Here is a 12,499-nt window from a genome sequence, read left to right as displayed (position 1 = left end):
GCCACGGGGTCCTCCTCGTTGACGAGCGCGCAGGTCGCGCCCACCCCTGCTTACACCCTCCGAGCTCGCCGATACACAGTTGTGAGCAGGCCGTGATGGCCGAACGCCCAAATTCGTCAGTCGGTGGACGGCGGGACGAGCGCCTGGCAGCTTTAGATCGATGCGGGCGAAGTCGTCGGACGTCGCGTTGAGCGCTTCCACGGGCATGCCAGCCGCACACGCCAACGTCGCCTCGCCAGGGACGGACGCACGCGGCGGAGTGACTGTGAGGATCGCCAACGCAGCCTGATGGTGCTGGGCTGTGGTTGGTGACCGCGAGTGTGACCCCCGGAAAGACTGGCCTTCGTGCCTTGTTTGCGACCTGTCCGCTCGTGGTCACCGGCCCCGGCCCGGTTGGAGGAGCTGGCCTGATCAGGAGCTTGACCACCCGGCGTTAGCGGCGCCGGATGTGTCTCATCACAGTCCTGCCGAGCCTCCGTCCCGGACCGGAACCACATCCCGTCCGGCGAAGGAGAGAACGCATGAACAGTCTGACCGATCTGCGCGAGGTGGTCGATGTCGTCATCGGCGTCGACACCCACGTCCACACCCACTCCGCAGCCGTGGTCGATACTGCGACCGGTGGTGTCCTCGACGAGATCACCGTCGAGGCGACAGCCCAGGGCTATGCCGAGCTGGTGGAGTTCGCCAACAACCACCCGATGCCGCGGGCTTGGGCGATCGAAGGGGACCGGCGGTCACGGCGCCGGTCTGAGCCGTCACCTGCTGGAGATGTCGGAGATCGTCATCGAGCTGGACCGGCCGAAGCGAGCTGCGCGTGGCAACGGCGCGAAGACCGATCCGCTCGATGCGATCCGCGCTGCCCGGGAAGCGATGGCCCGACCGCGGTTGGGAACACCTCGCGCCGGGGGTGAACGCCAAGCACTGTCAGTGCTTTTGGCTGCTCGCCGCTCCGCGATCAATGCCTCCACCGAGGCCCAGCAGCAGGTCTTCGGCCTGGTCATCGCAGCACTCGAAAACCAGGCCACAGCTGCTTGACGAAGCATAGGAGCGTCGCGCCGCTCGGAGCGCGGCATGGGCGGACGCTCAGATGGCGGGAAAGGGCAATCCCACCTTCGGCTGGCGCGCGACGGCACCCTTCGGCTGTGGCCATCCACCGGCTCTCAGGCTCGTCGAGCCACCAGCCGCAACCCCTCTGACTGCGATGACTATGTCGGGTAGCGCACCCCTCCGAATGCCTCTCCCGTGGCGTGTTCCTGGGTGAGACTCTGGATCGGAGAAGCCCATGGACACGTTGCGCGACCTACTGGTGGACCTGGCCGACGATGCACCGACGGGAGGTGCGCCACCGGCGGAGCTCTGGGCGCGCGGAAAGCGGACTCAGCGCAGGCAGCTCGTGGCCCTCACGGCCGCTGCCCTGGTCGTGGGCACCATCGGCACGGGAGTCGGTCTACGACTCGGCGATCGCGATCAAATCGACCTTGTGCCGGCGACGAGCGTTGCCTTCCCGCTTCCGATCCAGTACCCGACGGGGGCGGTACTGCCGGAGCTCGGCGAAGCTCCGGGACCGCTGGCCGCAGTCTGGCTGGTCCCGCACGAGGGTGGCGGCTCGCCCGAGGCCGTCGGCCTGGTCGCCCGGACCGGGAGGTTCGGCAAGCTCTCGATCGACCTGCCTCGTGACGATCCCGAGGCGCTTGACAGAGTGAGGGTCGCGCTGTCGCCCGACGGACGCAGGCTGGCCTACACGCACCTGACGTCGCGTCCGGGGGCAGAGGATGTGGTCCTGCAGCCGGTCGTCCGCGACCTGGTCAGCGGCCAGACCCACACGTCCGCGTTCGGGTTCGGTACGCGCGTGGGGGGTCTGTGGGTCGACAACAACCACCTTTACGGCCTGGTCGCGGGAGGCAGTGACGGCGACGGATGGCTGTGGGAGCCGGGTAAGGCGCCCACCCGAGTCAACCCGTATCGGTTGCCCTACAGCGGTTCTGACGTTGCGGTCGCCAGTTGGCCCGCGCAGGGCCCACCGACGAACTTCGGCGACGACTCGAAGTCATGTTCAACGCTCAACGTCTATGACGCCAAGACCCTGAACAGTTCGCCGGCTGACGTACCAGCACTCTGCAACCTCCTCGGCGTGATCGGTCCCGACGTCCTGCTCGGTCAGCGGAAGAACCCGACCAATGGCGAGGTCACAGTGGTTGCCGAGGAGTTCGACGCCGCCGTTCCGTTCTGCCCCTCGAGCCAGCGCTGCGAGCTGCCGGTCGATGAGGCGCACCGTCGTCTGGTGGTCGCATCGGGGGCTCCCGATCGGGTCAGCTTCGCCAGCGCTCTGATCGGCCAGGCGCTCCGCACGGGCGGTCGGTCATGACCGGCTACGCCAGCTTCGAGGAATTCGTGGTCGCTCGCCGAGGAGCCCTGCTGCGGACCGCTTACCTGCTGACCGGCAACCATCACGATGCGGAGGACCTCGTGCAGTCAGCCCTGATCAAGGTGGTGCCCAAGTGGCAACGGATCGAGGACCGACCGGAGGGTTACGTCAGGCAGGTCCTCGCGCGTGAGTCCGTGAACCGCTGGCGCGGTCGCCGCTGGCGCGAGGTCCCGACCGACCTGATCCCCGAAGCGTCGTCCCACGCCAGTGCCGAGAACCTTGACCGCCTCGCACTCCTCGACGACCTCCGAAGGCTGTCGCCGCGCCAACGAGCGGTGCTGGTGCTGCGCTACTTCGACGACCTGACCGAGGCCCAAACGGCTGTGGCTCTCAACATCTCCGTGGGAACCGTCAAGTCACACGCCCGCGAGGCTTTGGCGCGCCTGCGCAACCAGCCATCAGACCAGCAGGAGGCTGCGGTCACGCCGTCAACCTCCACATCCAGTCGTCCAGCAGCCTCGGCTACCCCCTGACTGCCGGTGAATCCAATTGGGCGGAGTGCCGTATGCCAAGAGCATGACCTCGAGTGGTCAGGGTGTGCTCGAAGAGGCGCCGTCTGGCGTCGAGTGTCGGTGGGTTCGCATGCTCGGTCGGGCGGGGTTCTTCTGTTGTCATTTGGACACCATGCCCGCCTGCCGATGACACCGCCGCGTGGCCCGGAAGAGGGAGCACGGTGCCCGACAAGGCGGGACACCTCGAACCGCAAGGTGCCCCGCCTCGACTCGAGCAGGATCAGGGAGCGGGATAGGCCTTCGGCAGTCGCATGCCGCGCTCGGCCATGATGTCTCGGACGTGGTTCGGGTAGTCGGTGATGATGCCGTCGACACCCATGTCCATGAGCGCCTCGATCGTGGCGTTGTCATCGCACGTCCACGGGATGACCTTCAGGCCGCGCTGGTGCGCCTCGGAGACCATCTCCTTGTCCGGGTAGAAGCGGAACGTGGGGTCGCCCACCGTGCCGTTCTGCGGGAAGCCGTAGTTCGGCGACACCGCCGTCAGACCGGGTACCGCAGCCTCGGCCGTCTTGACCAGGTCACCTCCGTAGGTATCGGAGTCGACGCCGCCCAGCCACGGAGAAGCACCAGGCTTGCCGACCTGCAGGAAGTCGTAGTTCGTCAGGGCGACGAGCGGCCAGGTCGGGGCGAGGGTGTGCATCAGCTTCAGTGCACCCCAGTCGAAGGACTGGATGGTCACCTGTCGCTCGATGCCAGAGGCGTGGATCTCCTCGTAGACCCGGCGGACGAACTGCTCACGTGGGGCCGTCTGCTCAGGGGCACCGGCTTCCACCTTGGTCTCGATGTTGAGCTTGACCTGGTTGGCCCGGTACTCCTTCACGAGGTTCAGGACGTCCTTGAGCTCCGCCATGCGCCAGCCCTTGATCTGCTCCTGCTGTGGGAAACCCGGCAGCTGCTGGTAGCCGCAGTCCATGGTCCTGATCTGGGCGAGCGTGAGGTCCTTGATGTACTTGCCCACGTAGGGATACGTCGGGTCGCCCGGGAACGCCGGCGCAGTGTCCTTGCACTTCTGCGCGCTGATCTGCCGGTCGTGGTTGACCACGACCTTGTCGTCCTTGGTGACGTGGGCGTCGAGCTCCAGGGTGCTCACGCCCAGCCGCAACGCCTTGGCGAATCCGGGCAGCGACTCCTCCGTGGTCATGCCAATCCCACCACGGTGGGCCTGGAGGTCGAACTGCGTCTTCTGTGGCAACACGCCCCGACCAGCGGCGTCGGGAGTGGCCTGGGCCACGCCAGTGGCGGACAGACACAGGCCAGCCGCAATGGCTGTGGTGGCAACAACTCGTAGTGCTCTCATGCCCCGGACGCTAAGCGGACAAATCGACGAGTTCGCTACCCCTGGGTGAACCCCGGCACAACCAGCGGTGTCCCGGTGCCGCATTGCGGTTTCGTGCATCGTCTTCTAATGTCTAACCATGTCTCTTTTAGAATCCGTCGCAGCGCGGGACGCCGACCAGGACGACCACCCCCCGGCGGGCCGGCTACGGGTGGTGCACGAGCGAACAGCTGTGGACCTGGGAGCGGCCGAGCGAGCGGTCGCGGACCTGCTGCTGGCCCTCGGAAAGGACCCGGCGTCGGTGCACCTCAGCGACACGCCGCGTCGCGTGGCCGCCTCGTATGCCGAGCTGCTCACCCCTCGCGAGTTCGAGCTGACCACCTTCCCCAACGACGAGGGCTACGACGAGCTGGTGCTGGCCAGGGGCATCCCGATCCAGTCCCTCTGCGAGCACCACCTGCTGCCCTTCCACGGGACTGCCACCGTCGGCTACCTGCCGGGCGACCGCATCCTCGGGCTCTCGAAGCTGGCTCGCGTCGTCGAGCTCTTCGCCCGCGACCTGCAGGTCCAGGAGCGGCTCACCAAGCAGGTCGCGGTCTGGTTGCAGGAGCACCTGTCGCCGCGTGGGGTCGGGGTGGTCATCGAGGCGGAGCACCTCTGCATGTCACTGAGAGGGGTGCGCGCCTCCGGCTCACGCACCGTGACCTCGGCGCTGCACGGCCAGCTGCGCGACGATCCCGGCTCTCGACAGGAGTTCTTCGCGCTGGCGGGGATGGGCGCCTGACGAGTTGGACCACGCGGTGAACTAACTCTTGCTAGCCTTCTCCGGGAGGGGTCGCCGAGACCCGTGCCAGGTCAGGAGGCTGTGCGTGCAGGAGGCCGAAGGCCGCACCGACCCCGCCTCGATGCGTCGCGCGAACATGGGCCTGATCCTGCGGCACCTCCGTGACCGAGGGGGCAGGTCTCGGGCACGACTGGCCGCCGAGACGGGCCTGTCCAAGGCCACCATGTCGACGCTCATCGCCGACCTGGTCGACCGGGGACTGGTCGTCGAGGGGGAGCCCGACAGGGCCGGGGCCGTGGGCCGTCCAGGGCTGACGGTCAGCCTCGACGGACGACGGGTGTGCGGGCTCGGGGTCGAGATCAATGTCGACTACCTCAGCCTGATCGCGGTGGACCTCTCGGGCGCCGTCATCCGCGAGTCGACGCGGCCGATCGATGCCGCCAACCTCCCTGCAGGCAACACCATCGCCCGCGTGTCGGAGCTCCTCGGCGAGGCCCTGGCCTCACTGGGCGCAGCAGGAGTGCAGTGCGTCGCCATCACCATCGCCGCTCCCGGCTTCATCGACAGCGGCGGCGGTGTCGTGCGGCTCGCGCCCAACCTGGGATGGCGCGACGTGGGCCTCGTCGATGAGGTCGAACGCCTTCTGGGACAAGGACATCCACCCATCTCGATCCAGCACGACGCCAAGCTCGCTGCCGTGGCCGAACACGCCCTGCGGGCGGGAAGCGGAGTCAGTGACCTGCTGTACATCTCCGGCGACGTGGGGGTCGGTGGAGGCGTCATCTCTGGCGACCACATCCTGCGTGGCGCCCACGGCTCTGCCGGGGAGATCGGTCACCTGCCGCTCGACCCGGCCGGCCGCCAGTGCGTCTGCGGACGTCGGGGCTGCTGGGAGACGATGGTCGGGCTCGCCGCCTTCCTGCGACTCGCCGCGGACGAGTCGGATGTGGTGCACAACCCGGGACGGCCGCTCGAGGACCGCCTGCGTGAGCTCCGTCGACGTGCCCTGGACGGCGATGCCCGCACCCTGGCCGCGCTGGCCACCATCTCCGAGGGGCTCGGCACGGGTGTGTCGATCCTCGTCGACGTCCTCGACCCCGGCCTGGTCGTCCTCGGCGGCTACTTCGCGTGGTTCGAGGAGCAGCTGGTCGTCCCCGTCGCCGAGCTCGTGGTCGAGCGCCGCCTCAACACCAGCGCCGAGGTATGCCGCGTGGTCGGCTCCACGCTCGGCCTCACCTCCGCGGCCCGGGGCGGGGCGCACTACTCGCTCGACACGGTCTTTCAGGATCCGAGTGTGGTCGCGCCCTGACATGCCCTGACATCGGGCCTTGACATCCGACCGTGGCTTGACGAGATAATTCAGGCACCGAATGAATCTATGAGCGCGAGGTCCACCATGGCGGGGCAGTCCCAGAAGCTCCCCGCTGCCGCTGCCGCTGCCGCTGCGGTGGTGGCCGCCGTCGACATCGGGGGCACCCGCATCAAGGCCGCCCTCGTGGACCGCGACTACGGCGTGGTCGTCCAGACGACGAGGCCGACCCCCAGCGACATCGGGGCCGACCTCGGAGGCGCGGTCGCCGCCACGGTGAAGGAGCTCCTGGCCGCAGCTCCCCGTGACCGCGCGGTGCACCTCGTGGGGTGCGGTGTGGTCGTCCCCGGCCTGGTCGACGAGGTGCGCGGGATCGGCGTCTACTCCGCCAACCTCGGCTGGCGGGACCTCGACATCCGCGGCGGCGTCGAGTCCCTGCTCCAGGTGCCCGTCGTCGTGGGACACGACGTCCGGGCCGGCCTGCTGGCCGAGTCGCGACTGGGTGGGGCGCGCGGTCGCAGGCAGGCCCTCTTCATGCCCCTCGGCACCGGCATCGCCGGAGCCCTCCTGCTCGACGGCGCGGTGGTCTCCGGCGACGGCTGGGCCGRCGAGCTGGGTCACGTCGTGGTCGACCCGTCGGGGCCCGCCTGTCCGTGTGGCCAGCGCGGCTGCCTCGAAGTGCTGGCCTCCGCCGGCGCGATCGAGCGGACCTACGCCGAGCGCTCCCGGCGACAGTCCCAGGGGCAGCCCCCAGACCAGCCCCCAGAGCAGCCCGCAGAGGCGATCTCCGCCGAGGTCATCGCCGCCCGCGCCGCGGCGGGGGAGGCCCTGGCCTCGTCGGTCTGGGCCGATGCGATCAGCGTGCTCGGCCGGGCGGTCGTCATGACGGTCACCCTCACGGGCATCGACCTCGTCCTCGTGGGAGGTGGGCTGTCCCAGGCTGGCGAAGTGCTGCTCGCGCCGCTGCGCGCCGACGTCGCCGCCCGTCTCACCTTCCAGCGTCCCCCGGCCATCGAGCGCGCCGCCCTCGGCGACCGGGCCGGTTCGCTCGGGGCCGCCTGCCTCATCTGGGACGCCGTGTGATCCTCACCGTCACCCCCAACGCCGCGCTCGACGTGACCTACGAGGTCGACGCGCTCACGCGGCATACCAGTCACCGGGTGCGGGCCGTCACCGAGCGCGCGGGTGGCAAGGGAGTCAACGTCGCCTCTGTCCTGGTGGCGTGCGGCCACGATGTCGTGGTTACCGGGTGCGCCGGTGGGGCGACGGGCGCACGGATCCGGGCGGACCTCGAAGCCCGAGGACTGCGCCACTGCTTCGCCGACGCCGACGGCGAGGCGCGGCGCACCCTCACGGTGGTCTCGGCCTCGGAGGGCGACGGGACCGTGTTCAACGAACCCGGGCCGGAGCAGTCGCCGAAGTCCTGGCGCGCCCTGCTCGACCACATCGGCGACCTGCTGGCCGAGACCGCTGCGTCCGTCGTGGTGCTGGCCGGCAGCCTGCCGCCCGGCATCCCCGACGACGGCTACTCGGTCTTGGTGCGTTTGTGTCGCGACGCCGGGGCCGCCGTCATCCTCGATGCCGACGGCGAGCCGCTGCGCAGGGCCCTCGAGGCCGGGCCCGACATCGTCAAGCCCAACCGCGTCGAGCTTGCCGAAGCCACGGCGACCGACGACGTGGTCGCCGGCGTCGCGGCGCTGCGCGCCCTGGGTGCCCGTGACGTGGTCGTCTCCGCCGGCCCCGACGGACTGACCTGGTATGCCGCGGACGGCACCGCCGTGCACGCCCGCCTGGACGCCTCGCTGGCGGGAAACCCGACGGGGGCCGGCGACGCGGCGGTCGCCGCCCTCGCCGCCGGCCTCGCCGAAGGTCGCCCGCACGACCAGGTCCTGCGCGATGCCGTGGCATGGTCGGGCGCAGCGGTGCTCCAGCCAGTCGCAGGCGTGGTGGATCCGACGGACATCTCCCGGTTGGAGACCCAAACCCTCGTGGAGGACGTTCGATGACCCTGGTGAACCTCGCCGACGTGCTGACCGAGGCATCGACCCGCCACCGCGGTGTCGGGGCCTTCAACGTCATCCAGCTCGAGCACGCAGAGGCCCTCGTGGGCGCCGCCGAGGAGACCGGCTTGCCGGTGGTGCTCCAGATCAGTGAGAACGCTGCTCGCTACCACGGGGCTCTGGCGCCGATCGCCTTGGCCACCAAGGCGATTGCCGAGGCGTCGTCGGCTCGCTGCGTGTTGCACCTCGACCACGCGGAGAGTGTGGCGCTGGTCGACGAGGCCATCCGGCTGGGCTTCACCTCGGTGATGTTCGACGGGTCGAAGCTGGACGACGCGAGCAACCGCTCGACGACCCGCGAAGTCGTGGTGCGGTGCCACGCCGCCGGGGTCTCGGTCGAGGCCGAGCTGGGAGAGATCGGAGGCAAGGACGGCGTGCACGCGCCGGGGGTCCGCACCGACCCGGCGGACGCAGCCGCCTTCGCCGCTGACACCGGGGTGGATGCCCTGGCGGTCGCGGTGGGTTCGTCCCACGCGATGACGAGCCGCACGGCGACGCTCGACCTCGACCTGATCGCCCGCATCCGCGCCGCCGTGCCGGTCCCCTTGGTGCTGCACGGTTCCTCGGGCGTCGCGGACGAGTCCCTGGTGGCCGCCGTCGCCCACGGCATGACGAAGGTCAACATCGCGACGCACCTCAACTCGGCGTTCACTGCGGCCGTGCGCGACCACCTTGCCGACAACCCGACCGTCGTCGACACCCGCTGCTACCTCGGCGCCGGACGGGCGGCGGTCCAGGCCGAGGCCGCCCGGCTGCTGCGCCTGCTCGCCGGGGAGTGACAGCCGATCCGCTAGACCCAGCTGGGGAACCACATCCGCAGCGACCACTGGCTCTGCGGGATCACCTGCGCGGTGTAGACCGGCCAGAAGAACGCGAAGATCGCCAGCGTCAGCACACAGTAGGCGCCCACGGCATACAGGCCGATCTCCCGGCGTCGCCACGAGTCGGTGCGCTTCCCCAGCGCCAGCCCCAGCACGAACACCACCGCGAAGATGATCCACGGCTCGAACGCCACCGTGTAGAAGGAGTAGATGGTGCGCTCCTCGAGCCCGAACCAGGGCAGGTAGCCGCCAGCCAGCCCGGCGAGGATTCCGCCGGCGCGCCAGTCCCGCTTGAACAGCCAGTAGAAGATCAGCACCAGGATGGCGGCCGCGCCGAGCCACCAGATCGAGACGGTGCCGATCGACGTGATCGCCTTGGAGCACTGGGCGACTGGGCAGCCGTCCACCCCGCGCTTCGGGCCCTCGTAGAAGAACGACGTCGGACGTCCCTGGATGACCCACGACCACGGGTTGGTCCGGTACGGGTGGTTGTCGTGCAGGTTGACGTGGAACTTGTAGATCTCCTGGTGGTAGTGCCACAGCGAACGCAGCGCATCGGGCACCCACGGAGTGTCGTGCGACGGGTGGATCTTGCCCCACTGACGGTCGTAGCCGCCGCTGGACGCGAACCAGCCGACCCACGACGCGAGGTAGGTGGCAAGAGCCGTCGTGCACATGACCAGGGCTGCCCACAGTCCGTCGCGCACGACCATGCCCGAGAACCAGTGCCGCACCCCGACGGCGCGACGGGCCCCCATGTCCCACAGGACCGTCATCAGCCCGAACGCCATGAGGAAGAACAGCCCCGACCACTTCGTCCCGGCGCAGAGGCCGAGGCAGATGCCCGCCACCCACCGCCACGGACGGGCCCCGAGCCACGGACCGAGCCCGGAGGCGAGCGCATGGTTCGACAGCCCGGCCGCGCGCTCGGCGAGCAGGGCCCGGGCCCGGTCACGGTCGATGAGCAGCGCGCAGAACGCCGCCAGCGCCCAGAACATCACGATGAGGTCGAGCAGCCCGGTCCGTGACTGGACGAAGTGGTGGCCCTCGAAGGCGACGAGAAACGCCGCGATCGTGCCGAGCAGTGACGACCCGAACATCCGTCGCGCAGCACGCCCGATCATCAGGATCGACAGGGTCCCCAGTACGCACACCGAGAACCGCCAGCCGAACGACGACGTCTGCCCGAACAGGTGCTCCCCGGCCGCGATGATCCACTTGCCCACGGGTGGGTGGACGACCAGATCCCCTTCTGTCCCAAAGACATCCGGAGTGCCTTGCGTGAACAGCTCGTCCGGCTTCTTGATGGTGCCCGGCACGCGCATCTCGACGCCGTACTCGAGCATCGAGACACCCTGCTTGACGTAGTACGTCTCGTCGAAGACCAGCTGGTGCGGACGGCCCAACGACCAGAACCGCATGCCACCGCCCACGACCGCGAAGAACAGCGGGCCGAGCCACCCCCACAGGGTGTCCGATGGCCTGAATCCGAGCAGCCGTGATCGCAGCAGCTCGATCCGGGTCATGCGCGCCATCGTATGCACAGGAACTACGGCACCCCTGACAGGATGGCGACGTGACCTCCGCCGCGACTCCCGCCGCAACCTCGGGCGCGACCACGGCCGCGACTTCGGGCGCGACTTCCGCCGCAACCTCGGCCGCGACTTTTGGCGCGACTTCGGGCCTCGGCATCCTCGTCCTCGCAGCCACCCCGATCGGCGACCCCCGCGACGCCGCCCCGCGTCTCGCCGAGGAGATCGCCAACGCCGACATCGTCGCGGCGGAGGACACGCGCCGGCTGCGGCGGCTGTGCTCCGACCTCGGCATCTCCCCGGCCGGGTCGGTGCTCAGCTACCACGAGCACAACGAGGCGTCGCGCACCCCCGACCTGGTCGAGCGCCTTCGCGCCGGCGCGCGGGTGGTCGTCGTGACCGATGCCGGTATGCCGTCCGTGTCGGATCCCGGGTACCGGCTCGTCGACGCCGCGGTCACCGCGGGGATCCGCGTCACGTGTGTGCCCGGCCCGAGCGCAGTGCTCATGGCGCTCGCCGTCTCCGGTCTGCCGGTGGACCGGTTCTGCTTCGAGGGCTTCCTGCCGCGCAAGGCGGGGGAGAAGGCGCGCGGCCTGGCTGCCCTCGCGGACGAACGGCGGACGATGGTCTTCTTCGAGGCGCCGCACCGCATCGACGCGACCCTCGTCGCGATGGCGGACGCCTTCGGCCCGGACCGCCGCGCCGCGGTCTGCCGGGAGCTCACGAAGACCTACGAGGAGGTCCGCCGCGGAGGGCTCGCCGAGCTGGCGGCCTGGGCGGCCGACGGGGTCCGGGGCGAGATCACCGTGGTGGTGGCCGGGGCGACGCCGACTGTGACGACCGTCGAGGAGGCCCTGCCCGGCATACAGGAGCGGGTGGCGGGCGGTGAGCGGCTCAAGGACGTCTGCTCCGACGTGGCGGCCACCACGGGCCTGAAGAAGAAGGCGCTCTACGACGCGGCCGTCTCGCGGGGGAAGCCGGCTCTCAGCTGAGCCAGGCGAGGTGGTCCTTCAGCAGGGCATAACCCACGAAGGCGACGACGTCGAGCAGGGTGTGGGCCACGACGAGCGGGCCGACCCGTCGGGTGCGCGTGTAGACCCAGCCGAACAGCAGCCCCATCGCGAGGTTGCCGACGAACCCGCCGAAGCCCTGGTAGAGGTGGTAGGACCCGCGGATCAGCGCCGAGGTGACCATGACGACGGGCAGCGACCAGCCGGCACGGAGCCACCGGGTGTAGAGGTAGCCGATCATGACGACTTCCTCGAGCACGGCGTTCTGCACGGCGGCCAGCACGAGCACCGGGATGGTCCACCACTGGTCCGAGAGGTTCGCCGCGGCGATCGTGGTGTTGAGCCCGAGCGCCCTTGCCGCCGCGTAGAGCCCGAGCCCCGGCAGCCCCACCGCGGCGGCGAGCAAGGCGCCACGGAGCAGGTCGCGTCCCGGTTGGCGCAGGTCCGCGCCCATCGCGTGCCGGGCGTCCGGGCGGTCGCGCGACAACAGGTGCAAGGCCAGGGCGACGGGGACGAGGGCGAGGACGATGCCCACGAGCTGGTAGGTCAGGTCGAGCCACGGCCGGTCGGGCGTGACGGAGGAGTTCATGGCCGTCGTCTGGCGGTTCAGCGCCACGGGTTGGGTCAGCTTGTTGACGAGCGACAGCAGGGCCCAGACACCGCTCGCGCCCAGGCTGACCCCCAGCACGAGGACCGTCTCGGAGACGAGGGATCGGCGCGTGGGGGCTTCGGCGGCGACGGTCATGCGCCCAGTCTGCTGCTGC

The 12,499-nt window shown here is 69.8% G+C and carries 12 protein-coding genes; 9 read left to right on the top strand and 3 right to left on the bottom strand.

All coding sequences use genetic code 11. The annotated features are described in order from the left end of the window. The first annotated feature begins 521 nt into the window (after positions 1-521). The 3 genes from AC1DXJ_RS20065 to AC1DXJ_RS20055 all read left to right on the top strand — a co-directional run bounded on the left by AC1DXJ_RS20065 (position 522) and on the right by AC1DXJ_RS20055 (position 2,901). On the top strand, positions 522-914 hold the full coding sequence (locus AC1DXJ_RS20065) for a hypothetical protein (protein ID WP_477637840.1): 393 nt from the start codon (positions 522-524) through the stop codon (positions 912-914). 371 nt (positions 915-1,285) lie between these two features. After that, on the top strand, positions 1,286-2,368 hold the full coding sequence (locus AC1DXJ_RS20060; RefSeq protein ID WP_477614634.1) for a hypothetical protein: 1,083 nt from the start codon (positions 1,286-1,288) through the stop codon (positions 2,366-2,368). Then, positions 2,365-2,901, top strand: a complete 537-nt coding sequence (locus AC1DXJ_RS20055) for a SigE family RNA polymerase sigma factor (RefSeq protein WP_477637839.1) — start codon at positions 2,365-2,367, stop codon at positions 2,899-2,901. The genes AC1DXJ_RS20060 and AC1DXJ_RS20055 overlap by 4 nt, the downstream gene beginning before the upstream one ends. Before the next feature lie 259 nt (positions 2,902-3,160). Here AC1DXJ_RS20055 and AC1DXJ_RS20050 read toward each other — a convergent pair whose 3' ends face one another. Then, entirely contained in the window at positions 3,161-4,240 is a 1,080-nt protein-coding gene (locus tag AC1DXJ_RS20050) for a glycerophosphodiester phosphodiesterase family protein (protein ID WP_477637838.1), read from the bottom strand. Positions 4,241-4,358: 118 nt separating this feature from the next. Here AC1DXJ_RS20050 and folE point away from each other — a divergent pair, with 118 nt between their 5' ends. From folE to AC1DXJ_RS20025, 5 genes are all read left to right on the top strand, one after another. Further along, complete coding sequence (gene folE, locus AC1DXJ_RS20045; RefSeq protein WP_477637837.1) at positions 4,359-5,003, top strand: GTP cyclohydrolase I FolE; 645 nt, start codon at positions 4,359-4,361, stop codon at positions 5,001-5,003. Between the two features lie 85 nt (positions 5,004-5,088). Then, the gene (locus AC1DXJ_RS20040; protein WP_477637836.1) at positions 5,089-6,312 is read left to right on the top strand and encodes an ROK family transcriptional regulator; all 1,224 of its coding nucleotides are present in this window, start codon (positions 5,089-5,091) and stop codon (positions 6,310-6,312) included. Positions 6,313-6,381: 69 nt separating this feature from the next. Further along, positions 6,382-7,395, top strand: a complete 1,014-nt coding sequence (locus AC1DXJ_RS20035; protein WP_477637835.1) for an ROK family protein — start codon at positions 6,382-6,384, stop codon at positions 7,393-7,395. Further along, on the top strand, positions 7,392-8,318 hold the full coding sequence (locus AC1DXJ_RS20030) for a 1-phosphofructokinase family hexose kinase (RefSeq protein ID WP_477637834.1): 927 nt from the start codon (positions 7,392-7,394) through the stop codon (positions 8,316-8,318). The genes AC1DXJ_RS20035 and AC1DXJ_RS20030 overlap by 4 nt, the downstream gene beginning before the upstream one ends. After that, a complete protein-coding gene (locus AC1DXJ_RS20025; RefSeq protein WP_477637833.1) occupies positions 8,315-9,151 on the top strand; it encodes a class II fructose-bisphosphate aldolase in 837 nt (278 codons plus the stop codon). Before AC1DXJ_RS20030 ends, AC1DXJ_RS20025 begins: the two co-directional genes overlap by 4 nt. 11 nt (positions 9,152-9,162) lie before the next feature. Here AC1DXJ_RS20025 and AC1DXJ_RS20020 read toward each other — a convergent pair whose 3' ends face one another. Continuing rightward, positions 9,163-10,719, bottom strand: coding sequence for a dolichyl-phosphate-mannose--protein mannosyltransferase (locus tag AC1DXJ_RS20020; RefSeq protein WP_477637832.1), 1,557 nt, complete (start codon positions 10,717-10,719; stop codon positions 9,163-9,165). Between the two features lie 164 nt (positions 10,720-10,883). Between AC1DXJ_RS20020 and rsmI the strand changes: the two genes are divergently transcribed. Further along, positions 10,884-11,717 (top strand): 16S rRNA (cytidine(1402)-2'-O)-methyltransferase, encoded by an 834-nt coding sequence (rsmI, locus tag AC1DXJ_RS20015; RefSeq protein WP_477637841.1) that lies wholly within the window; start codon positions 10,884-10,886, stop codon positions 11,715-11,717. On the opposite strand, the gene AC1DXJ_RS20010 is transcribed toward rsmI, so the two are convergent. Then, positions 11,710-12,480 (bottom strand): CPBP family intramembrane glutamic endopeptidase, encoded by a 771-nt coding sequence (locus AC1DXJ_RS20010; RefSeq protein ID WP_477614643.1) that lies wholly within the window; start codon positions 12,478-12,480, stop codon positions 11,710-11,712. The two genes, rsmI and AC1DXJ_RS20010, sit on opposite strands and share 8 nt — an antisense overlap. Positions 12,481-12,499: the final 19 nt, after the last annotated feature.

Source organism: Pedococcus sp. P2_D9 (assembly GCF_056404275.1).
The sequence above is the reverse complement of the archived record's forward strand: the minus strand, read 5'-3'. Positions and strand labels throughout refer to the sequence as shown.